Genomic DNA, 22,895 nt, shown 5'->3' with positions numbered 1-22,895 from the left:
CCGGCGCTGGTCAGGCAATCGAGACGGTGCGCCCGACGGCATGGTGGCGGCTGGGATCGAACGTCTCGAGATGACCGCCGCCGACCACGAAGAACCCGCGCTGCGGGGCCCGGAAGTCGGCCAGGCGGGCCTGCGGATGCAGCGGCCCGACCGGGCCAAGGTCGTCTCCGCGCAGCGTCGCGCGCGAGCCGATGACCGCCCAGAATCTCCTCGGGGCAAGCATGAATCGCTGCCCGTTCGGAACCGCCCCGGTTAGCCGGATCTGTCCGGCGCCCATCGCCGGACCGGTGGCTCGGCCCATCACACGGAGGGCCAGCCGGTTGGTCCACGCCGCTGCGGGCAGCCGCTGCGCGATCCGGGTCATCAGCCGTGTGGTCGTGGTGACCCCGATGTCCAGGTGCCACTCGAGCAGCCCCGGGATCTGGACGTAGAGCGACCACGGGGTGACCCACGCGACGTCGATATCGCATTGGACCGCGTCGTTCGGCGTCGCCGAGCTGAAGTAACGCGAACAGCTCTGCTCGGCGGGCGTCGTCGCGTAGAACGTCCACACGCCGTCCGGATCCCGGTGCCACACCGATCGGTAGCCGGGCGCGAACGACGCCGAGGGTATGCAGCGCAGGGCGAGATAGTGGCCGCTGGCGAAGGGCAGCCCCAAAACGCCGAAGCCGGTGAATCTTTCGTCGTCCCCGGTGGGCAGCGTGGGGTTCCGCAGGATGGCCGAGGCGGCATCGGCGGGTGTGCGAAATTTTGTCATCCACCGATGCTGCGCGCCGCCGCCGGAGCCGCGCATGAGGCAGCTGCCTCAAATTCTTCCCGCGAACGTGCGGCCAGCCGCACACTCGACGCCCAACGTGCGGCCAGCCGCACGTTCGACGGAAGGTGGGAGCGACGGGCTAGCGCCTCTTCACGGATTTCGGTGGCTTGGCGCCCCGGCCTTGGCGCCGCGCGGCTTCGCGCCGCTCGCGCCGGCTGGCGCCGGCGGGCACTCCGGCCGGCGTCTTGTCGGCGGCCCCACCGCCGTTGCGCTGGACCTGCGCCGAACCGTCCTCCGACGGGCCGGAATACGTCAGGGCCGGCGCTTCGTGGTCAATGCCCTTGGCGCGCAACGCGGCCGGAGCCTGCTCGCGCACCGCGGCGGGCGCGCCACCCGAGCCGTCCCGCTGCCCAGCGGCCGCCGCGGCGGTCGCGAATTCCGCTAGCCCGTCGGGAGCTTCCACCGGCGCAACTTGCGGGGCCGGCGCCGCCTCGACGGTGACGTTGAACAGGAAGCCGACCGATTCCTCCTTCATGCCGTCGAGCATGGCCATGAACATGTCGTAGCCCTCGCGCTGGTACTCCACCAGCGGATCGCGCTGCGCCATCGCGCGCAGCCCGATGCCTTCCTTGAGGTAATCCATCTCGTAGAGGTGCTCGCGCCACTTGCGGTCGATGACGTTGAGCAACACGTTGCGCTCCAGCTGGCGCATCGCGCCCTCGCCGGCGATTTCCTCGAGTTCGGCTTCCCTTGCGGCATAAGCACGTTCGGCGTCTTTGAGCAGCGCCTCGAGCAGCTCCTCGCGGGTGAGGTCGTCGCGGTCGGAGTCCTCGTCGCGGTGGGTGAGCGTCTCGTGGCTGATTCCGACCGGGTACAGCGTCTTCAGCGCCGTCCACAACGCGTCGAGGTCCCAATCCTCGGCATATCCCTCGGAGGTCGCGCCGTCGACGTAGGCGGTGATGACGTCGGTCAGCATGTCGGTGGCCTGCTGCTGCAGGTCCTCGCCCTCGAGGATGCGGCGGCGCTCGGCGTAAACGACCTTGCGCTGCTGATTCATCACCTCGTCGTACTTGAGGACGTTCTTTCTGACCTCGAAGTTCTGCTGCTCCACCTGGGTCTGGGCGCTCTTGATCGCGCGGGTGACCATCTTCGCTTCGATCGGCACGTCGTCGGGCAGGTTCAGCCGGGTCAGCAGCGACTCCAGCGCCGCACCGTTGAAGCGGCGCATCAGCTCGTCGCCGAGGGAGAGGTAGAAGCGCGACTCGCCGGGGTCACCCTGGCGGCCGGAGCGGCCGCGCAGCTGGTTGTCGATGCGGCGCGACTCGTGGCGCTCGGTGCCCAGCACGTACAGGCCGCCGGCCTCGATCACCTCAGTGGCCTCTTTGGCGGCCTCCTCCTTGACGACGGCCAGTTCCTCGTGCCAGGCCGCTTCGTACTCGTCGGGCGTCTCCACCGGATCCAGGCCCTGGGCGCGCAGCCGCTGGTCGGTGAGGAAGTCGACGTTGCCGCCCAGCACGATGTCGGTGCCACGCCCGGCCATGTTGGTGGCCACCGTGATGCCCCCGCGCCGGCCGGCCACCGCGATGATGCCCGCCTCCTGCTCGTGATACTTCGCGTTGAGCACGTTGTGCGGAATGCGCCGCTTCTTGAACTGACGCGACAGGTACTCCGAGCGTTCCACGCTGGTGGTACCGATCAGGACGGGCTGGCCCTTGTCGTAGCGCTCGGCGACGTCGTCGACCACCGCGATGTATTTGGCTTCCTCGGTCTTGTAGATGAGGTCGGAGCAGTCGGTGCGGATCATCGGCTTGTTGGTCGGGATGCTGACCACGCCCAGCTTGTAGATCTCGTGCAGCTCGGCCGCCTCGGTCTGGGCGGTACCGGTCATGCCGGCGAGCTTGTCGTAGAGCCGGAAGTAGTTCTGCAGCGTGATGGTGGCCAGCGTCTGGTTCTCGGCCTTGATCTCCACGTGCTCCTTGGCCTCGATGGCCTGGTGCATGCCCTCGTTGTAGCGGCGACCGATCAGCACGCGGCCGGTGAACTCGTCGACGATCAGCACCTCGCCGTCGCGGACGATGTAGTCCTTGTCGCGGTTGAACAGCTCCTTGGCCTTCAGCGCGTTGTTGAGGTAGCTGACCAGCGGCGAGTTGGCGGCCTCGTACAGGTTGTCGATGCCCAGCTGGTCTTCGACGAACTCGACGCCCTTCTCGTGCACGCCGACGGTGCGCTTGCGCAGGTCCACCTCGTAGTGGACGTCCTTTTGCATCAGCGGCGCCAACCGGGCGAACTCGGTGTACCAGTTCGAGGCGCCGTCGGCGGGCCCGGAGATGATCAGCGGGGTGCGGGCCTCGTCGATCAGGATGGAGTCGACCTCGTCGACGATGGCGTAGCTGTGCCCGCGCTGCACCAGGTCGTCGAGCGAGTGGGCCATGTTGTCGCGCAGGTAGTCGAAGCCGAACTCGTTGTTGGTGCCGTAGGTGATGTCGGCGTTGTAGGCGACCCGGCGTTCGTCCGGGCTCATGTTGGCCAGGATCACCCCGACCTGCAGGCCCAGGAAGCGGTGCACGCGGCCCATCCACTCGCTGTCGCGCTTGGCCAGGTAGTCGTTGACGGTGACGATGTGCACGCCCTTGCCGGCCAGCGCGTTGAGGTAGGCGGGCAGCACACAGGTCAGGGTCTTGCCCTCACCGGTCTTCATCTCGGCGACATTGCCCAGGTGCAGGGCCGCGGCGCCCATCACCTGCACGTCGAACGGCCGCTGGTCGAGCACCCGCCAGGCGGCCTCGCGGGCCACCGCGAACGCCTCGGGCAGCAGGTCGTCGAGGCTTTCCCCGTCGTCCAGGCGCTTCCGAAACTCGTCGGTCTTGGCCCTCAGCTCGGCATCGGTGAGCTTTTCGATGTCGTCAGACAAGGTGCTGACATAGTCGGCCACCCTTTTGAGGCGCTTGACCATGCGACCTTCACCAAGGCGCAGCAATTTCGACAGCACAGCTATGTCCCCTGTTGGTAGGAGTCTTCTATAAGGCGACTCCCATGGTAGGTGACAACCCCGTGATGTCCGCCGACCCTCAGGAGAGCCTGATCAGCCCGTAGTCATAAGCGTGCCGCCGGTAGACGACGGACGGCCGTTCGGTCTCCTTGTCATAGAACAAAAAGAAGTTGTGGCCGACGAGTTCCATTTCGTAGAGCGCGTCGTCGACCGACATCGGCTTGGCTTGATGCTCTTTTGTGCGCACGACGCGGCCCGGCGCGTGGTCGGCGTGGTCGTCGGGTTCGGCTTCGTGCTGGTGCGGCGGCGCCGCCTGGCTGTCGTTGAAGGCCTTGCCATTGAGCTTGTTGTTGAGGGACCGCTCCGGCGGCGGGGCCACCGCGGTGGCCTCGGCCAGGGAAACGGGTGTCTTTTCGCCGTAGTGCACCTTGCGGCGATCCTTGCCGCGCCGCAGCCGGCTTTCCAGCCTGACGACCGCCGCCTCCAGCGCGGCATAGAAGCTGTCCGCGCAGGCCTCGCCGCGGACTACCGGCCCGCGGCCCCGCGCGGTGACCTCCACGCGCTGACAGCACTTGCGTTGACGACGGTTGCGTTGGTGCTTGAGCTCGACGTCGAACAGGTAGACGGTCTTGTCGAACCGTTCCAAGCGGGCGAGTTTCTGCGAGACATAGACGCGGAAGTGATCCGGAATCTCGACGTTGCGGCCCTTGAACACGACCTCGGCGGACGTTGTCGGTTCCTGCGCGTCGGTTTCTGCCGGCGGTTGATCCAGAATCTGACCGGAATCCACGGTGAGCCTTGACATACGTGACAACTCGTTTCTCTTTTCACGTCGCACGCGCCCTGCGTGTCGGCTTTCTTGAAGACGCAACGACGGGGTGGGAGCGACTTGAAAGAGATCGCCGCCGCAGGCAGCCCGCCGGTGCAAGGTGTCGAATACTCACCCCCTCCGCAAGTGGCGTATCAACCTGAGAATCGCGACCAGTGAGTCAGACCAGTAGGTCCTCTTAAGTTCCTGAAGGTTGTCCTCGACGTTAGCTCGTGTTCGCCTTGCGATGCCACCATTTCGCTCACCTGTTGCGAGTTCTTCACAACCTCTTGGCTACCGCACAGGGAGCGACACCGGGAGAGGCACAGCCTCAGGCGGCCGCGATCGCCAGCACCGCGGCCACCCGGACCCCGGCGGACCGCAGGACGCGCACCGATTCGCGTGCCGTCGCGCCGGTGGTGACGATGTCGTCGACGATCAGGACTTCGGTGCGCTGTAGTTTTGCGGGCCTACCCCGCAGCAGGACCCGGCCCGCGATGTTGCGCTCGCGGGCGGCGGGGCGCAGGCCCACCGAGTCGCGGGCCAGCGCCGTCATCCGCAGGGCCGGCACGACGACGGCGTCCGGGTGCGCGGCGACCGCCGCGGCGGCCAACCGGGCGACGGGGTCGCCGCCACGCCGGCGCGCCGCCGAACGCCGGGTCGGCGCGGGCACGATCGTCAACGGCGTCTCGAGCATGCCCCACGTCAGCAGCCGGTGCAGCCCGATGGCCAGCGCGCGGGCCAGCGGCGCGACGAGGTCGGCGCGCCCGTGCTCCTTCAGCGCGAGGATCGCCTGGCGCCGCGCGCCGGCGTAGCGACCGAGCGCGAACACCGGCGCCTGCGGGTCGATGCGCGGGGTGATCAGGTGCGGTTCGTCGGGTTTGACGGCCAGCGCTAGGGCGCACGCGCCGCACCAGCGGGTCGCAGGCGCGCCGCAGCCGCCACATTCCAGCGGCAGGATGAGGTCGAGCACGTCGCCAGTGTGGCGGCCAGGGGTGACAAGCGACGCGATCTGTCAGCCCGCGGGTTCCAGCCCCGCGCGGTAACTGGCCCCGGCCCGTCGTGCAAACAGCTTCACCAGCATCCTTTGCGGTGGCGGCATGCCGGCCAAAAAACGCCGGCGCTCGTCGGCTGTGCATGCCTCGAAGACCATGCCGGCGAATGCGGTGCCGAACCAGATATTGCGGCCGCTGAGGAAGGCGGCGCCCCGTTCGGTGACTGCCCGCCATTCACGGTCGGTGATGTGTCTGTTGATGAGCGGAAGGACGCGCTCCTCCTCGGCGGTCAGGTGATCGCCGACTACCTCCGCGAGCGCGTTGATCTCGGAAGCCAACATCTCCGCCGCCCGCGAGTGGTTGCGCGCTGCGTTGTTGTGAAGCCGGTCGCGGCGATCCACTCGGCCAAGCGCGTCTCGACAATGACCGCCGTCTTCGCGATGAATTCGTGTTCGGTTTCCATCCGCTGAATGTCCTCAGCATGGATGGGTATCCGGTCGCGCAGCTTCGGCCACAGCAGCTCGTCCTCCGCCGTGTGGTGGTGATGCAACGCCGCCAGTACGTTTGCGACGTGCTTCGCTACGCGCTTTCGACGCCCGTGCTGATCGGGTCGCACGCTCCGGATCAGTTCTGGGGCAAAGTTGAGCTCGTCGCGGAAAATGCTGTGAACCAAGGCCATTTCGAATGCGTCGGTCGGCATCGTCTATTCACCCCAGTCCTCGAACACCTTCGGGGCAACAGTAGGACTGTACACACGATTCTCCTGTCAGTCGGGGAAAGCGGCGGCCTCATAGCCGAGAGCCGCACGACGCATCTGGGCACCGAGATCTCTAATAACATCGCGGTACAGATGGTTTCGAGGGCGTGAATAGTACTGGCATCGATTCTGGCCCGGTGACGAAATTTGCTGGACGCAAGGGCAACTCGGCGTCGCCAGCCAACCGCATATCGGGCAGTCGCTGCAGCAGCCGCGAAAGCATCAGTGAAAGTTCCAATCGCGCCAACTGGTTCCCCAGGCAAAAGTGCGTACCAAAGCCGAATGCCAGGTGCCTGTTGGGGTTGCGGTCGATACGGAATTTATCCGGATCGTCAAAGATCGCTTCGTCGAAGTTGGCCGACTCGAACAGCAGCATGATCTTTTCGCCGGCTCGCAGCGCAGTGCCGTGAAACACGGTGTCTGCGGTGAGTGTGCGGCACATGTTCTTTACCGGCGAGGTCCACCGAAGCATCTCCTCGACCGCGGGCGGCAGCAGACTGGAGTCGTCGCGCAGCGCTTTCCATTGGTCGCGATTCCGCAGCAGTTGTTCGACGCCGCCGGAGAGAACGTGCCGGGTGGTCTCGTCGCCGCCGATCAGGATCAGCAGTGACTCATAGACGATTTCGTCATCCGACAACCGGCGTCCATCGATTTCCGCATTTACTAGGACATTGAGCAAGTCGTCCGACGGTTCCGTTCGGCGTTTTGTGATCATGTCCATCGTGAACGCCCTGTATTCGGCGAATGCATCCATCACTGCTTGCATCGATGACGCGTTGGCCGGCGAACTTGGCCCACCGACGAGCTCGTCGGACCATTTCAGCAGCATCGCGCGGTCCTCGGGCAACACACCAAGCATGTCGCCGATCACCGCCATCGGCAGCGGAGCGGCAATGTCACGGACGAAGTCACACTCCCCCGACTCACACACCGCATCGATCAGCTCGTCGCACAGCCTGCCGATGGACGACGCCTTCCGCAGTACCCGCGCGCCGGTGAACGCCGCGCTGACGAGCTTGCGCCGCAACAGATGTTCGGGATCGTCCATTTCGACCATGTAGGGCTTGCCCGGGTATTGGGGCCGGATTCCACCGGCGTTGGAAAATAGCCGCGGGCTGCGTTCGGCATCGATGACGGCCCGGTAGGTCGCCGCCGCGGCCAACCCGTTTCGGTCGCGAAAAACCGGCCGGTTCGCGCGCATCCAGCGATATGCGTCGTGCGCGCCCCCGCCGGAGTAGAAGCGGCCGTCTGTCAAGTCGACGTCAAGCGTCTGTGTCATGGGGTATCGCTGTGGTTGGCACTCATCGCTGGTAACGCTATGCGGCCCAAGCCAATCCGGCTAGCCGCTGCGCGCTGACGACTGGATATTTTGCGTGACAATTGGTCGCCGATGGCCTCGGCGGTGACCACCGGCTTTGATGATCCGAAGCATCATCGCCGGCTGCAGCAGCCGAGCTGGTGAGTCAATCATTCCGACGACACGTAGAAATTGCTCCGTCACACCGGGGTCTGTCTGCGCCGCTATGATCACGCGCTCCAGCAAGGCGTTGGTAATGCGCATCGAGGTTGGTCGCGGTCCCGCCACTTCCGGGAGGGAAAGATCAGCACCGACGGCGGTTCGCCAGGCTACGGCAATGTTTTTGGCCGAGTCATGGTAAACCGGCGCGGAAGATGACGGTGTCCGTCCCGCAGACAATCGCGCAGCGCGACCGCGTCGAGTGCGGCCATCGTCATGCCCTGACCGTAAACAGGGTTGAAGCTGCAGATCGCATCACCGACGACGACCAATCCGTCGGGGTGTCGCCGCATCTTGTCGTATCGCCGCCACCGATTTGACGGCACCCGGTAGCGGGTTACCTGCCCCACGGGTTGGGCCGCTCGGACCGCCTCAAGCACGTCACCTGGCGCGAGTTGCCCTAGAAATTCTAGTATTTCCGCGTACTCGGTTGGGGGCTCGTTGCCCGCTATCGCGCTGAGGGTAAGCACCCAATCGTTGTTCTCGTTCTCCACCAGAACAAAGCCGGCCGGCAGGCCCGGCTCTGGGGGCCGCCCAACCAACCTTGTGCCGAGCATCCCGCGTGGGATTCTCAACATCTGGCTGGCGTAAGCCATCCGCACTACCAGCTCGTCTTGCGGCGGACGGCCGTAACCGAGCTTCTCCAGAAAAACCGGGGTTCGCGAACCGCGGCCCGTCGCGTCAACGACCAGCTCCGCGGCCAGCGTCGTCTCGGCTCCATCTCGGTCTGCCACACGAACTCCCGCAACCCGCGCGCGATCGGCGGTCGCCACCAAGTCGACAGCGTCGCGTCGATCGAGGACGGTGACGTTCGGAATACCCTGGACCCGCCGTCGAAGCCGATATTCCAGCAACGGCCGGCTCGCGTAGTACTGTACGTACGCTTCGGGGTAACGCAGACGACCGCTGCGCACCAGCCGATGGCCGCCAAACGATAAGTCGATCTTCGAAAGATCTCCATCAGCCCATACGGGGACGCCGTCGGCGTATAGCTCATGAAGAATCCCCGGAAAAAACTCGCGCAGAAGCGGCGGGCAGCGCGCCAGCAGAACATGGGCGTGCGCAGCTTGGGGAACCCCGCGCCGGTGCAGCGGGCCCGCCGGAAGAACGTCTCGATCCACTACGCTGACGGAGTCGTAGTGGTCGGCCAGGACCCTGGCGGCGAGCAACCCACTGATGCTGGCACCGACGACTACGGCCCCACTACCAAGCATGGACATCAGGGCTCTCCCAAACGACTCACCGATTTGGCGTCGTCCAGCACCATTACGTCGGGGCCCGACATTCTGTGTTCTGCCTTGATCTCGTAGCCGGCGCGCTCCCCGATGACAACGCAGGGCGCCATCGTGTTTCCGCTGGTGATTCTCGGCATGATCGATCCGTCTGCGACACGCAGGTTTTCGATGCCATGGACCTTCAGAGCGCCGTCGACGACGGCGAGCCGGTCGCGTCCCATCCTGGCCGTGCCGACCAGATGCCAATAGGTGAGCGCGGCATCACGCAGGTAGGTGACCAGTTCTCCGCCGGTCAGGTCGCCGGGCATGACTTCGCGCTTGACGAAAGGACGCAACGGCGATGAATTGCCGACTTTCCGCATGTCCTCAACGCATTTCCCGGCCAGCCTCAGATCGTCGGGATGTGATAGGCCGTTGTGAACCACTCTGACGGGCTGGTCGGGATCCGCGCTCGTTAGTTCAACTACGCCACGGCTCTTGGGGTGTGTCAGCGCACCGAGCAGCATCCAACCGGTGCCGGGCAGCCCGAATCGGGCGATGCTTTCCGGGCTCGCGAACAGGATCGCCCCTTGGCAAGCGAAGAAATCGGGCTCATTGCGCCCGTACCGTTCCTGCCAGAACAGCATCGTATCGCCGGAATTATGGAGCGGTTCATTACCGGGCGCTTCCCAAATACATGGGAAGCCGAGATGGTCGTGCAAGTTGCGACCTACACCAGGCAAGTCCGCGACGACCCGGATTCCCAAGCGTCGCAGCAGGCTATGGTCGCCAACTCCGGAGAGCATCAGGACCTTTGGGGTATGGACCGCGCCCAAAGACAGCACAACCTCGGCCCCAACGCGGAATTGCCGGATGCGGTCGCGGTAGCGGACCTCGACTCCGGCAGCGCGGCCGCGCTCGATGATTACTCGCCGCACGAAGGCGGCGGTCAATACGGTTAGGTTGGGCCGGTCCATGAAGGGATATGTGTAAGACCGAAACACCGATTGGCGCCTGCCGCACCGCGTTCGCAGGTCCATTATCGCCGCACCGCCCTGGCCCTCCATCATCTTTCCGTTCGGACTGTCAAAGTGGGCGACGCCTAGACATCGGGCGGCTTCCAGCACCGCGGGCCCAGCAGGATGCGGATGCTTTTTCGGCTGCACGAAGACCGGACCGCCAGTGCCCCTATGTTCAGGGTCGGGCGCGCCTCGCCAGTCTTCGATGCGGCGGTAGACGTCCAGCACGGACTGGTAGCTCCACGCGTTGTTCCCCGACTCGGCAGCGAAGAAGTCCCAGTCCGTCCTGTGACCCCTCGCCCAAGCCATCAGGTTGATGCTCGATCCGCCGCCCAGAACTTTGCCCATCGATAGCGTGAGCGTTCTGCCGTTCAGATATGGATTCGGTTCGGCCCGAAACGCCCAATCCGTCGCGCTGCCCAGATTCATATGCCACAGCTTCGATTCGGTGACACACGGCATGTCGTCGCTTCCCCCTGCCTCCAGCAACAAGACGGTCGCTGCAGGGTCCTCGGCCAACCGCCGGGCAACTACACTGCCGGATGATCCCGCGCCGCAGACGATGAAGTCGTACGTCGGCTTCAAATCAGCCAATAGACGGTCCTGGTTGGAGCGGACCCGTCGGTCCAAATCGTGATCCGCACGAGTGCCCGAGTCAGTCGACATCCGTTTCACCTCGGCTCGCCTAGTGGCCCGCGCTCTGTCCGCCGTCGACGTGCAGGATCTCGCCGGTGACGAAGGGGGCAGTTTCCAAATAGAGCGCACCATGCACAACGTCGGTAACAGCGCCGATGCGATTTTGGGGGTGCATTCCGGCGTAGGCCGCGGCTGCGTCGGTTTCGCCATGGATTGGCGTATCGATGACACCGGGAGATATTGCGTTCACCCGGATTCCGCGATCGGCGTACTCGATCGCCAATGATTTGGTGACGGCGGCCAGACCGCCTTTGGTGAGTGCGGTCAGCGCCGACGGAACCGCGGGCAGCGGGTGCTCGGCCAGGGTGGTGGTGATGTTGACCACGTGGCCGCCGTTGCCCAGCGCAAGCATTATGTCGATGACGCGTTGCGTGACGTTGAGGAAGCCGAGCATGTTCACTGATGTCACCCACGTGTAGTCGTCGACGTTGTACTTGGTGAAGGGCTTGGAAATAAAGACGCCGGCGTTGTTGACCAGCGTGTCGATGCGGCCGAACCGTGATACCGCCGCAACCACGAGTTGCTCCGCGGTGGCGGGGTCAGCGATATTGCCTGCGACTGTGAGGACTTCGGGGTGAGATGACTCGGTGATGCTGCGCGAATTGGCGATCACCCGGTAGCCGTGCTTGCGGTATGCCTCGACCAAGCCGGCGCCGATTCCCCGCGATGCGCCGGTGATGATCGCAACTTTTTCGCCGCTGAATTGCATTGTCTGCTGCCTTTCTTCGATTGATTAGCCGGCCAGCTCGCGCACGATGTCGGCGGCCGCACCCGCCTTTGCGTGATGAAAAGCGGTGCCTGCCAACAACGCGACACCGTGCGGGTCGCCCAACTTCACCGCGGCCGCCTGGATGGGCGCCGTCATCGTCGCTATCTCCGGGAATCCGAATACCGCGTCAGCGGCGTGCCGGTCGACGAATCGGTTGCGCAAGGCGCGCGCGTAGCGGCCGGTGAACGCGCGAGTCAAAACCGTCTCGGTGAACTTGCGATCGCACAACGCTGCCCGATGCACTGGATTGGTTCCGGCTTCGTCAGCAAGCAAGAACGCCGTGCCGCACTGCACGGCCGTGGCACCGGCATAGCGCATGCGGCTTACGTCACGAGATGTGCCCAGGCCCCCGGCCGCCACGACAGGACAGTCGAAGCAGGCCACGAGTGCGGCAACCAGCTCGTCGAGCGGATGGTCGGGCGGCGTGGCGAGCGCATCGAAGGTCGCGCGGTGCCCACCCGCGCCGGGGCCCTGGGCCACCAAGGCATCCACGCCCCGGTTCAGCGCGACCATTGCCTCGCCGACCGTGGTTATCGTCGCGAGGTTCAAGATGCCGACACCGTTAAGGCGCCGACACTCGTCTTCGCGCGGTGAACCGAACGTAAAGGACACCACCTCGGGCCGCAGATCGCATACCACCTCGAGCTTGGCGGCCCACTCGTTGTCGCCATGCCATGGCTCACCAAGCGCTACACCGTAGTGATCGGCCTCCTCCGCCAATGCTGCGGCGAACGCACTGAGCTCTTCGGAATTACCCAGTTCCTGTTGGGGCACAATGAGATTGACTCCGAGCGGACCCGAGGTCAGCCTGCGAGCCGCGATGATGGCATCAGCTAGGTCTTCAGCCGACGACATGCCGGCCGCGAGAAAGCCAAGACCGCCGCCATCGGTCACCGCGGCCGCCAACTCAGGCGTCGACGGACCACCGGCCATAGGCGCTCCCAGCACTCGAACACTCAAATCCGCCAGGGCAAATCGGTCAAGCATTAGATACCTCCGAGAAACTCATTCGACTCAGTGACGCAAGCGCTTGCCCATCGACGATGACAACACTGTTGTCTTCCAAGCGGATCCAGCCGCGTTCCTCGAAATCACCTAGGGTTGCGACGATCATCTTCGGGGCCACACCGACGAACCCAGAGAAGTCCTCCAATGTCAGGTCATGCACCACCCTCACCACGTCCCCTTCCCGCCGGCCGAACCGCTTCCTCAAGAACAGGAGTCGGTTGGCGATGCGCGCCTGAGCGTCGACGAACGCGAAGTCGGCCAGGGAGTTCGTCGTCGCGTTGGCCCATCGTGCGAAAAGGCGCACGAGCTGATCACTGATCTCCGGGTGTTCGACCATCCACACCCGGAGCTGATCGTGTTCAATTGGCGCCGCCCGCACATCGGTGAGGGTGGTGACACTGGTTTCTTGCGCGCTCGGATCGAAAAGCCTTATGACACCGAATATTTCTGACGGACCCAGGATCGTCAGGATAATTTCGCTTCCGTCGGGAAGCCGGTATGAGACCTTGACTTTGCCGGAAATGATCACGTAAAGACGACCACCGGCGTCGCGCTCAGCATCCACGATGCATCCGGGCGCGAACCGCTTGCGCGCGAGCCGCGTGGACAGGGCCGACACCGCATCGGGACTCGTCCTGCTGAAGATTCCCGATGCCACCAGCGCCTTGTAGATATCACCACTCTTCGTGGCCTCATGTCGTGGCTCGCCGCACGAAACCCATGGCCGCCTTAGTTGTTTGGTGACCACACCGTTGGATGTCGGTAAGGCCGTCGCTTGCAACGCTTTTTGTGTTCGCCGTTTCTCAAATGGCGGCCTGATAGGACTGGTCGCGTCCCACGACAACAACGCGATGGCCACTAACTCAGGTGTCAGGAAAGCGACTGCCGGGCTAATCACACCGCAAACGCTATGTGGCCACAGCAATTGCGCCTAGCCGCAGCGCGCGGCCTTTCGGCCATACTGCGCATAGGTCAATCGCAACCAGTGAAAGCGCCGCGTCCGCGGCGGCGTGGAGGGTTGTGGCGCAATACCTTTCACGCATCACGCGTCGCGTCTCCAATCTCCGGTGGGACATGCTGAAGTCAACTTGCAACACGAACGACCCACCGGTGCAGGCGGGTTCGGATTCATTGCAGCGCTGGAGGCGATCTACACCTGGGTCCACGCACAAATCAGCGGGGGCATTACGACCACGGCTTCCGCGGCGGCGGCTTCGTCTTGCAAGCGGCGCCTCAGCGTGTCGAGATCGGCCAGCTCATCAGGAACCAAACCGAGCCGCTCGGCCAACGGAAACATCGAGCGCCACGTCTCTGCCACGTAAGCCACGATGTCGGTGTCATCGGCACCGCCCAGGGGCGCGCCGAGCGTCAACCGCGGTGCGCCCAGACCGGCCCGCCGAAACACCGTAGGCATTTTGGCACCGAAGCCCGGGTCAAGGCCGGCACCCCGAAAGGCCCTGGCGACGGTCTCTGTCATCGCACGCCACAGCGGCATGTCGGCGACGCCGTACACGCCGTTTATATCGGATTCGCAAAACACGATGAGCCCACCGGGACGCACCATGGCCGCGAGGTGGCGCAGCGCCGCGACGGGATCGGGCAGGTGCATGAGGATCAGCCGCCCGATCACGGCATCGACTGGCTCATCCAAGTGGATGTCGGCGATCGCGGTCGCCTCGAAGCTGACGCTCTCCAGGCCTTGGTCTGCGGCGCGGGTCCGCGCGAGCTCGATGACGTCGGCGGCCGCATCCACGCCGAGCACCCTCCCCTCACGCCCCACCAGCCGCGCGGCGATGAATGACACATCGCCCGGCCCGCAGCCCACATCGAGCACCCGCATTCCGGGGCGCAGACCGGCCAGACGCAGTGCGTGCTCGGTGAAGTCGTTGTGCAGACGGCCCTGCAACAGAAGGCGCTGAATCTCTGCGTCGACATGACCCAACACGTAGGTGCTGTCATCTGTGGATGTTTGATTGACGCTCATGGCCGGAAGCTCCTGAATCGGGTGATTACCTGGCAAACGCTAAAGAACCGACCCCAATGCCGCCTAGCCACCGCACGCGACGCACTAGCCACAATGCGCAGTTAACGAACTCCGGTGGCTGTGATCAGACCACGGCGGGTACCTAGTCATCGGCATCAGCGATTGTGCTGCGCCGAGCACAGCAGACGCTAATCGAATCTGACCCGTCGGAGGTCACCGTGCCCTCCGTTGCGTACCGCTGGGGCTTCATCAATCTCCGGCCGGTTCGCTGCGACACACGCGGATCGGTACGGCGACATTCCGTCGGTGACCTTGAACCGCAGGGCATTTCCGCGCCAGGCGCGATCTGGCCGGAGCTCTGCGCACTTCGGCTAGTCGGGCCGCGGCCGCCGCAATACCGTCGAAGCCATGCCTGAGCGCGGAATGGCGTTGCACAGAATGGGTTTCCTCACCATCGGCCGATTCGACCACGCCGATCCGGGGCCCGGCCATGAGCAGACACTGCGGATGATCGAGCGTGCGGAGACGCTCGGCTTCGATAGCGTGTGGGTACGCCAACGGCATCTGCAACCAGGCATCTCCTCACCGGTCGCGCTCCTGGCCGCCGCCAGCCAGCGCACCCGCCGAATCGAGCTGGGTACCGCGGTGATCCCGCTCGGCCTGGAGAACCCGCTGCGGCTCGCTGAAGATCTGGCAACCGTTGACGTCCTGTCGGGTGGTCGGCTCAACCCGGGCGTGTCGGTTGGCACCCCCTATCTCTACGACAAGTTCAAGGCTGCGCTCTATCCCGAAACCCACGAGGTGGAGAACTTTTCGAAGGCACGGGTGGCACGCCTCATAGCGTGCCTGCGCGGCGATCCAGTCAGCGATTTCGAGGGGGTCTTGGGCCACGACGAGTTCTTCCGGGAAGTCCAGCCCCACTCACCCGGCCTGGCCGGCAGGGTCTGGTACGGCGGCGGGTTGCAATCGGCAGTGTGGGCTGGAATCCATGGACTGAACTACCTCACGGCCAACCTGGTCAGCAGCGAAGGAAGTCAATCGCTTGACTTCGCCACGATCCAGGCCGAGCATATTGACGCGTTCCGCGCGCACCATCCGAGCCCCGGAACTGCCAGGGTTTCACAGGGATTGGTGGTGATCCCGACCGACTCCGCGTCACCCGAACAGGTCGACCGGTACCGGGCTTACGCCCAAAGCCGCATCGACCGTACGGTGCAACCTCAGGGGCCACGCGGGATGATCGCCTCTCCCGACTACGTCGGCACATCCGAGGAAATTGCCGATGCCCTGTACGCCCATCGCGGATTTCAGCGGATCGATGAGGTGGCCTTTGCGTTGCCGCATGGATTCAACGAAGACGATCACGTGCAGATAATCACCGACATGGCCGAGAAGCTGGGGCCGAAGCTGGGATGGAGGCCGGCTCAAGCACGCGATGAGCCGCCCCCGTGCGCGCACCGTGACCACAGTGGGGGTATGGGTCATCAGGAGAGGACCGTCGTTGCACGATAGCGTCACGTCGACCCGCGATGCCTATCTGCGTCTTTTCGGCGAATCTGGAGCAGCGCTTTCCGAACCGGAGTGGATCGCGGCAATGAATAGCTCACTGCCGCCCCAACTTTCGGCGCTGAACGCCCGATTTGAGGCAGGGTCACGCGTGGATAAGTCCCTGGTGGTCTCGTTTCGTCCCGGGCCCGAACGCTTCACAGCATTTATGGCTCTCAGCGGCGGATCCATCGCCGAGATGCTGGACCAAGCCGCGGCGCACTGTGGCACCCTGGTGACGGGCCACGGGTTCCCAACCCTGACTATGACGGTGAACTACCTGCGCGCGGCGAAGGGAAGCTTGTTCGTTGTCACCGCGCGGGTGCGGTCTGTGACCAGCACCTCAGCGGTGCTCGAAGCGGACCTGGCCGGTGAGCAAGGAAGGTCGGTCGCCTCCGCGTCGATCGTCGCGCAAGTGAGGGATATCAGTCGGTACGCCTGAGGCAAGCTCATCAGGCATTGCGGCGCAGTGTCTCCACTGGTGGTTCACGGTAGCGGGCGGTGTGGGCAGCGGCGAACCTGCCGAGGTTGGTGAAGCCCCAGCGGTACGCGACCGAGGCCACTGTGGCTGTCGATGGGTCGGACTCGAGCAGGGTCTGGTGCGCACGGCGTAGCCGGACTTCACGCAAATATGCCATCGGCGTGACCCCCAGGTGACGCTGGAATCCATGCTGAAGTGATCTAACGCTGACGTAGCTGCGCTGGGCCAGTTCGGAGACCGTCAACGGCTGGTCCGCTTCGGCCTCGATGACCTCGATTGCCGTCCGGATGGCGCCCGGCGGGGGCGCGGCTGCCTCGCCCTCCAACATCGCGCGGTAGGAGTGGTCTGCGGCCACCAAGAAACCGCGGACCACGCTCTCGGCGAATGGCATTCCGACCATGGGCTGATGCAGGACACTGCGAGGCCGGAACAGCTGGTCGGTGAACTGCGACACCATGGTGATCCAGCTGCGGACGACCGCGGTTGCGGTCGGCATGAGGGGCTCAAAGTCGATTTGGGAAGTGATGGACCGTCCAAGCGCATCCGCAAGAGCATCTTCAACGGCGTGACGATCGATCATCACGGCCAGCAGTCGGCCGACGTAACGCTCCACTCCCGCTTGGCCCTCGGGCCGGAACACCGCGACCGAACCGGGCTCCGCGGCAATGGAGAAATTGTCAACCATCGCTGCCGACCAAGGCGCGACCGGCAGGGTGACGTGATAGTGGGGACGCATCTCACCGCCATTCACCCACACGTCGTCTTGAAAGTCGATGTCTAGCACAGTGATCGGTCCGATGCGGCGCATCCGGTGCGTGAAAGAGAACGACCCGGTGTCCCCGAGTGGCCCGATGTCTGGCCACCAATCAGGCGATGAACCCGTCTGGCTCGTACGCAGCTCGGCAAAGTCGTCCAACGACTGCACCGAAACCCATGCGGTGTTTTCTACTGTCATCGCGGCATCTCCCACTCGATCCGCCCGTCACAGCCGACGGATCCCAGGGCGAATCGGTAGCTCCGTTGGCCTGCGCGCGAACGCCCTGCGCCGCAAAGTCTGTGTCGGTGTCTCACGGTAGCGCGCGGCATGGGCAGCAGCAAACCTGCCGAGGTTGCTGAAGCCCCACCGGTAAGCAACCGAAGCTACGGTAACCATCGATGGGTCAGCCGCCAGCAGGGTTTCGTGCGCCCGGCGCAGCCGGACCTCGCGCAGATATGCCATCGGCGACGTGTCCAGGTAGCGCCGAAACCCTTGCTGCAGCGTACGAACACTGATGTGACTGCGCCCCGCGATCGACGCTAGTGTCAGCGGCAAATCGGCCTCCTCTTCGATGATTTCGACCGCAGTACGAATGGAGCGAGGGGCGCCCAGTCGTTCGCGTCTGGTCAGGGCGTCCAGGTGCGGATGCTCGGCGGCCAGCAAGAACCCGCGCACCAGACCGTCGACGAACGGCAATCCGACAAGCGGTTGCCGCAGCACGCTGTCGGGCCGGAAAAGCAGGTCCTTGAACGACAACACCATATTGATCCAGCTTCGGGTCGGCGCCGCATCGGTGCGCATGAACGGTGCGAAATCGGGTTGACCCGTCACCGGGCGGCCGAGTGCATCGCCGAGCGCATCGTCGACGGCGCAGCGTGCGATCTTCACAGAAATCAACCTGGTTCCAGCGGTCCAGACCCCCGCGGTGTGTCCCTTCGGTGCGTATACGGACGCAGCGCCTGGCCCGCCCGTGAGAGCAATTCCCCTATGTCGACCCTCTATGCGGCCAGTCCGCTGCATTACGACCCGGTAGGCCCCACACTCCTCGCCGGCATCCATCGACAGATCGGAGCCGACGACGATTTCGGAGATGGTGAGCGGACCCACCCGGGCCACGCGCTGGATTAGCGAAAACTCCTCGGGATCGATCAACAGATTCATGTGGGGTCGGCCGCAACACACCAGGGCGAAGTCGTCGAAATCTTTCGCCGGCGTCCATATGTGCGTTTCCGAAACATTCGCTGTCCGTTGGTCGCTCACTCGGTCAGCCTTCCCCGCCTTCCATAGACGCGCGGTCCCGTCCGCGTGTTAACGAAGCTAGCTACGGAGACTTCGCGGTGCTATGCCACGACGGGAAGTCCGCGCTATCCGTCCAGAACGGTGCGCAATGTGGCCAGGGGCGGTCAGCCAGGCAAGACCGGAGCCGCTCCGGGCGCCCCCAACCCGGCTACCTCCGACCAGCTCTGCTCGCCTTCGGCGGAGGACGCCGAATATTGCAGCACCCCTTGCGGAGCTGCGACGTACACCGTCGACGGGTTGGCCGCGATCGCCGTCAGCGGAATCTGCAAACCGCGCGAGGGCGCGTCGGAGTTCACGCCGTCGATGTTCACGTACGACACCGGATGCGTGGCGTCCGTGCGGGTCACCACGATGTCATCGCCGGTTCGCCAGGACAGCGCCACCACCGACGTGCCGAGACCGAAACCCAGCCGCCGCGGATATGTCAGGGCGAACTGGCCGGCCTGGGTCTGCTCGACGCTGGCGATGATCACCTGGCCGGCGATCACCATCGCGGCGCGGGTGCCGTCGCGGGACAGCTGCAGCTCGGTGATCGGCCCCGGGAAGCGAGTGGCGACCGCCGCCGAATCCACCGGGATGCGCGCGGGCTGCCCCGACGCCGGCTCCTGGAACGACCGCAGCACGTTGTTGGTGTCGACCACCACCCAGACCGCGTCGTCCAGCGACCAGCTGGGCCGCGAAATGCTGTGCCCGTCGGCGGATTGCACCGCCTCACCACCCAGCTCGCCGATCCACAGCGACTCCGCCACGTCGGGGGCGCCGCGCCGCAGGGTCACCACCGACGCCACCTCGCGCCCACTGCGCGACAGCGCGGCGGACGACTGGTCCCCCATCCGCCCGAAGGCCCCGGGCACCGTCGTGGTGTGCTGCCCGTCCAACCCGACCAGGGAACCGTTGACCAGCGCGTGCAAACCCGCGCCTGCGCCGTCGGCCACGCCCGGGTCGGTGGCCGCGACGTCGGAGGTAGTCCAGCCCTCGGCGAACCTGTCGTCCAGCGGCGCACCGTCGGCGTTGATCACATACGGCCCCCTGATATCCGCGCGGGCCAGGGTCCAAATGATTTGCGCGGCAAGCAATTGCCGGCTGTGCGGATCGGTCGTCGATAATTTCTCCAGATCGATGCGCGCTCCCCCGTAACCGCGGCCGATCCCGTTTTTGCCGCCGTCGGCCCGGGTCACCGGGCCGCGCAGCCGCAGCGGCGGCGCGAGCAGGTTGCGGACCGTATGGGCCATCTCCGGCCGCGGGCCCGCCAGCAGCTTGGACACGAGTTCGGTCGCCAGCTGATCGTGATCGGACACCGCGACGTAGCGCGGGTCGGGGACCACGGTCTTGCCCGTGGGGTCGGCGAAGTACAGCGTGTTGCGTTTGTAGGTCGCCTGAAATTGCTGCCAGTCCAAGAAGACTCCGTTGGGCAGGCGGTCGATGCGCCAACCGCCCGACGTCTTGACCAACTCGATCGGGCCCGGGTCCGGCAGCGTGCCCTCCGCGGTTTCGAACACCCCCATGTCGGACAGCGAGCCCAGGATGTCGGCCCGCATGTTTGCCGAAACCCGTTCAGCGCCACGGGTTTCCACGAACACCACATGGTCGATCAGCAGTGCGCTACCCGCGTCGTCCCACGCGTTGGACGCCGACTGGGTGAGGAACTGCCGCGCGGCCAGATGCCGGTTCGCGGGATCGGCTGTGGCCTTGAGGAATTCGCGCAGCAGCACGTCGGGGTCCATGCCCGGGGTCGGCTTGGGCAGGTTCGACGGCGCCGGTCGCTCGATGGTGCCGATGGCCTGGGGTGCCGACGAGCTGGGCACCCCGGCGCACCCGGCGAGCAACACCGCCAGCAACAGCAGACCCAGGAGCCGGCGCATCACCCGCTCCTCTCGGCATGCTCGCGCGTGCGCTGGCGCTCCTTGCGTTCGGCAGCCGGCGGTTGCGGAATGGGTTTCATGGGCAGCGGGCTGGTGGTGACCTTGTGGCCGCGAACCAGCGGCAGCGTCAGCCGGAAGCACGCGCCCTGACCGGGCTCGCCCCACGCCTCGAGCCGGCCCTGGTGCAGGCGCGCGTCCTCGATGCTGATCGCCAGGCCCAGCCCCGTGCCGCCGGAGCGCCGCACCCGCGACGGGTCCGAGCGCCAGAACCGGCTGAACACCAGCTTCTCCTCGCCGGGCCGCAGCCCCACCCCGTGGTCGCGGACCGTGACGGCGACCGTGTCCTCGTCTGCGCCCATCCGGATGTGGACGGGCTTGTGCTCGGCGTGGTCGATGGCGTTGGCGATCAGGTTGCGCAGGATCCGCTCCACCCGGCGCGCGTCGACCTCGGCGATCACCTCCTCGTCCGGCATCTCGACAAGCAGCTCGATGCCGGCCTCTTCGGCCAGGTGCCCCACGTTGCCCAGCGCGCTTCGCACCGTGGTGCGCAGGTCGACCGCCTCGACGGACAGCTCGGCCACGCCCGCGTCGTGGCGGGAGATCTCCAGCAGGTCGTTGAGCAGCGTCTCGAAGCGGTCCAGCTCGTTGACCATCAACTCGGTGGACCGCGCCAGCGTCGGGTCGAGGTCGGCGCTGTGGTCGTAGATCAGGTCGGCGGCCATCCGCACGGTGGTCAGCGGGGTGCGCAGCTCGTGGCTGACGTCGGAGGTGAACCGCCGCTGCAGGTTGCCGAACTCCTCGAGCTGGGTGATCTGGCGCGACAGGCTCTCCGCCATGTCGTTGAACGACACCGCCAGCCGGGCCATGTCGTCCTCGCCGCGCACCGGCATCCGCTCGGACAGATGGCCGTCGGCGAACCGTTCGGCGATCCGCGACGCCGACCGCACCGGCACGACGACCTGACGCGATACCAGCAGCGCGATCCCGGCGAGCAGGACCAGCAGCACCGCTCCGCCGGTGATCATCGTGCCGCGCACCAGCTGGATGGTGGCCTGCTCGTTTTTGAGCGGGAAGATCAGGTACAGCTCCAGGTTGGCCACCTGTGCCGACGCCGGCGTGCCGATGATCAGGGCCGGCCCGGAGAAGCCGTCGGTGTGCACCGTGGCGTATTGATAGGCGGCCTGCCCGGCCTTGACGAAGCCGCGCAGCGAGTTGGGCACCTGGTCGACGGGTCCCGCCGAACTCGCGGCGCGCGGGCCGTCACCGGGAACGAGCAGCGCCGCGTCGAACGCACCCGCGAGGCCGGCGCCCGACGCCGGGTCGGTCTTCGACGTCAACGTGTTGCGGGCCAGCTGAAGGCTGCTGTCCAGCGAGCGCGTCTCCTCGCCGTTGACGATCCCACCGACGGTGGTGCGCGCCCGCTCGATCTGCTCGAGGGCGGCTTTGACCTTGACGTCGAGCACCCGGTTGGTGACCTGACTGGTCAGCACGAAGCCGAGCGCCAGGATCACCGCCAACGACAGGCCAAGGGTCAGCGCCACGACTCGCAATTGCAGCGAACGGCGCCAGGCAATGCCAACGGCTCGGCTCAACGCACCTAAGCCGCGTGCCATGGGGCCCGTGCGCCCCCAACGACTCCTGGTGCGTCGCGGCGAGCGCCGGATCACGGAGGTCCGGCCTTGTATCCCACTCCTCGAACGGTCAACACCACAGTCGGGTTCTCAGGGTCTTTTTCGACCTTGGCCCGTAGACGCTGGACATGCACGTTTACCAAGCGGGTATCCGCTGGGTGCCGGTATCCCCACACCTGTTCGAGCAGCACATCACGAGTAAACACCTGGCGTGGTTTGCGTGCCAGCGCGACCAGCAGGTCGAACTCCAGCGGGGTCAGAGAGATCTGCTCGCCGTTGCGAGTGACCTTGTGGGCGGGCACGTCGATCTCGACGTCGGCGATCGACAGCATCTCGGCGGGCTCGTCGTCGTTGCGCCGCAGCCGCGCGCGCACCCGGGCGACCAGCTCCTTGGGCTTGAACGGCTTCATGATGTAGTCGTCGGCACCCGACTCCAGGCCCAGCACCACGTCGACGGTGTCGGTCTTGGCCGTCAGCATGACGATCGGCACGCCGGAGTCGGCGCGCAAGACCCGGCACACGTCGATGCCGTTCATGCCGGGCAACATCAGGTCCAGCAGCACCAAATCCGGGCGCAGCTCGCGCACCGCGGTCAGGGCCTGGGTGCCGTCACCGATGACCGCGGTGTCGAAGCCCTCCCCACGCAGCACGATGGTCAGCATCTCCGCCAGCGAAGCGTCGTCATCGACGACCAAGATCCTTTGCCTCATGGAGTCCATGGTGTCACCGAATCGGGACAAAACTCGGGCGCCACACGGGCGTTTCTTATTCGATAGGGGCAAATCGTGACAAATTTGTGCTATCTGGC

Annotated in this window: 20 protein-coding genes; 2 read left to right on the top strand and 18 right to left on the bottom strand. The window is 65.4% G+C overall.

Annotation, left to right across the window (positions count from 1 at the left end):
• Window positions 1-10: 10 nt before the first annotated feature.
• The 13 genes from A5747_RS15495 to A5747_RS15435 all read right to left on the bottom strand — a co-directional run bounded on the left by A5747_RS15495 (window position 11) and on the right by A5747_RS15435 (window position 14,512).
• A complete protein-coding gene (locus tag A5747_RS15495) occupies window positions 11-757 on the bottom strand; it encodes a hypothetical protein (protein WP_076125788.1) in 747 nt (248 codons plus the stop codon).
• Window positions 758-896: 139 nt separating this feature from the next.
• On the bottom strand, window positions 897-3,746 hold the full coding sequence (gene secA / locus A5747_RS15490) for a preprotein translocase subunit SecA (RefSeq protein WP_076125695.1): 2,850 nt from the start codon (window positions 3,744-3,746) through the stop codon (window positions 897-899).
• 79 nt (window positions 3,747-3,825) lie between these two features.
• Window positions 3,826-4,536 (bottom strand): ribosome hibernation-promoting factor, HPF/YfiA family, encoded by a 711-nt coding sequence (hpf, locus tag A5747_RS15485; protein WP_369805112.1) that lies wholly within the window; start codon window positions 4,534-4,536, stop codon window positions 3,826-3,828.
• Between the two features lie 349 nt (window positions 4,537-4,885).
• Window positions 4,886-5,527, bottom strand: coding sequence for a ComF family protein (locus A5747_RS15480; RefSeq protein WP_076125691.1), 642 nt, complete (start codon window positions 5,525-5,527; stop codon window positions 4,886-4,888).
• 42 nt (window positions 5,528-5,569) lie between these two features.
• Window positions 5,570-5,950, bottom strand: coding sequence for a hypothetical protein (locus A5747_RS15475; protein WP_198938203.1), 381 nt, complete (start codon window positions 5,948-5,950; stop codon window positions 5,570-5,572).
• Complete coding sequence (locus A5747_RS25785; RefSeq protein WP_369805111.1) at window positions 5,854-6,228, bottom strand: hemerythrin domain-containing protein; 375 nt, start codon at window positions 6,226-6,228, stop codon at window positions 5,854-5,856. Before A5747_RS25785 ends, A5747_RS15475 begins: the two co-directional genes overlap by 97 nt.
• A 151-nt stretch (window positions 6,229-6,379) precedes the next feature.
• Complete coding sequence (locus A5747_RS15465) at window positions 6,380-7,585, bottom strand: cytochrome P450 (RefSeq protein ID WP_076125685.1); 1,206 nt, start codon at window positions 7,583-7,585, stop codon at window positions 6,380-6,382.
• A gap of 347 nt (window positions 7,586-7,932) precedes the next feature.
• A complete protein-coding gene (locus A5747_RS15460; protein WP_233148058.1) occupies window positions 7,933-9,042 on the bottom strand; it encodes an NAD(P)/FAD-dependent oxidoreductase in 1,110 nt (369 codons plus the stop codon).
• Window positions 9,042-10,721, bottom strand: coding sequence for a GMC family oxidoreductase (locus tag A5747_RS15455; protein WP_083700480.1), 1,680 nt, complete (start codon window positions 10,719-10,721; stop codon window positions 9,042-9,044). Before A5747_RS15455 ends, A5747_RS15460 begins: the two co-directional genes overlap by 1 nt.
• 19 nt (window positions 10,722-10,740) lie before the next feature.
• Complete coding sequence (locus tag A5747_RS15450; protein ID WP_076125681.1) at window positions 10,741-11,460, bottom strand: SDR family NAD(P)-dependent oxidoreductase; 720 nt, start codon at window positions 11,458-11,460, stop codon at window positions 10,741-10,743.
• Between the two features lie 24 nt (window positions 11,461-11,484).
• Window positions 11,485-12,507: a nitronate monooxygenase gene (locus A5747_RS15445; RefSeq protein WP_076125679.1), complete on the bottom strand. Its 1,023-nt coding sequence runs from the start codon at window positions 12,505-12,507 to the stop codon at window positions 11,485-11,487.
• Window positions 12,500-13,426, bottom strand: a complete 927-nt coding sequence (locus tag A5747_RS15440; RefSeq protein ID WP_158070274.1) for a Crp/Fnr family transcriptional regulator — start codon at window positions 13,424-13,426, stop codon at window positions 12,500-12,502. Before A5747_RS15440 ends, A5747_RS15445 begins: the two co-directional genes overlap by 8 nt.
• A 252-nt stretch (window positions 13,427-13,678) precedes the next feature.
• On the bottom strand, window positions 13,679-14,512 hold the full coding sequence (locus A5747_RS15435; protein WP_076125677.1) for a methyltransferase domain-containing protein: 834 nt from the start codon (window positions 14,510-14,512) through the stop codon (window positions 13,679-13,681).
• 408 nt (window positions 14,513-14,920) lie between these two features.
• Between A5747_RS15435 and A5747_RS15430 the strand changes: the two genes are divergently transcribed.
• Together A5747_RS15430 and A5747_RS25105 are read left to right on the top strand one after the other, a co-directional pair.
• Window positions 14,921-16,024, top strand: a complete 1,104-nt coding sequence (locus tag A5747_RS15430; RefSeq protein ID WP_083700457.1) for an LLM class flavin-dependent oxidoreductase — start codon at window positions 14,921-14,923, stop codon at window positions 16,022-16,024.
• A gap of 145 nt (window positions 16,025-16,169) precedes the next feature.
• Window positions 16,170-16,499 (top strand): PaaI family thioesterase, encoded by a 330-nt coding sequence (locus A5747_RS25105; protein ID WP_158070273.1) that lies wholly within the window; start codon window positions 16,170-16,172, stop codon window positions 16,497-16,499.
• 10 nt (window positions 16,500-16,509) lie between these two features.
• Here A5747_RS25105 and A5747_RS15420 read toward each other — a convergent pair whose 3' ends face one another.
• The 5 genes from A5747_RS15420 to mtrA form a co-directional block, all read right to left on the bottom strand.
• On the bottom strand, window positions 16,510-17,493 hold the full coding sequence (locus A5747_RS15420; protein ID WP_076125673.1) for an AraC family transcriptional regulator: 984 nt from the start codon (window positions 17,491-17,493) through the stop codon (window positions 16,510-16,512).
• A 27-nt stretch (window positions 17,494-17,520) separates the two neighbouring features.
• Window positions 17,521-18,456 (bottom strand): AraC family transcriptional regulator, encoded by a 936-nt coding sequence (locus A5747_RS15415; protein WP_076125670.1) that lies wholly within the window; start codon window positions 18,454-18,456, stop codon window positions 17,521-17,523.
• A gap of 242 nt (window positions 18,457-18,698) precedes the next feature.
• The gene (gene lpqB / locus A5747_RS15410; protein WP_198938201.1) at window positions 18,699-20,456 is read right to left on the bottom strand and encodes an MtrAB system accessory lipoprotein LpqB; all 1,758 of its coding nucleotides are present in this window, start codon (window positions 20,454-20,456) and stop codon (window positions 18,699-18,701) included.
• Window positions 20,456-22,123, bottom strand: a complete 1,668-nt coding sequence (gene mtrB / locus A5747_RS15405; protein WP_076125666.1) for an MtrAB system histidine kinase MtrB — start codon at window positions 22,121-22,123, stop codon at window positions 20,456-20,458. The genes lpqB and mtrB overlap by 1 nt, the downstream gene beginning before the upstream one ends.
• Window positions 22,120-22,806: a two-component system response regulator MtrA gene (gene mtrA, locus A5747_RS15400; protein WP_007168097.1), complete on the bottom strand. Its 687-nt coding sequence runs from the start codon at window positions 22,804-22,806 to the stop codon at window positions 22,120-22,122. The genes mtrB and mtrA overlap by 4 nt, the downstream gene beginning before the upstream one ends.
• Window positions 22,807-22,895 lie beyond the last annotated feature (89 nt).

The organism is Mycobacterium sp. IS-836 (assembly GCF_001954275.1).
Taxonomy (GTDB): Bacteria; Actinomycetota; Actinomycetes; order Mycobacteriales; family Mycobacteriaceae; genus Mycobacterium.
Note: the sequence above shows the minus strand (reverse complement) of the source record. Positions and strands in the feature narration are given on the sequence as shown.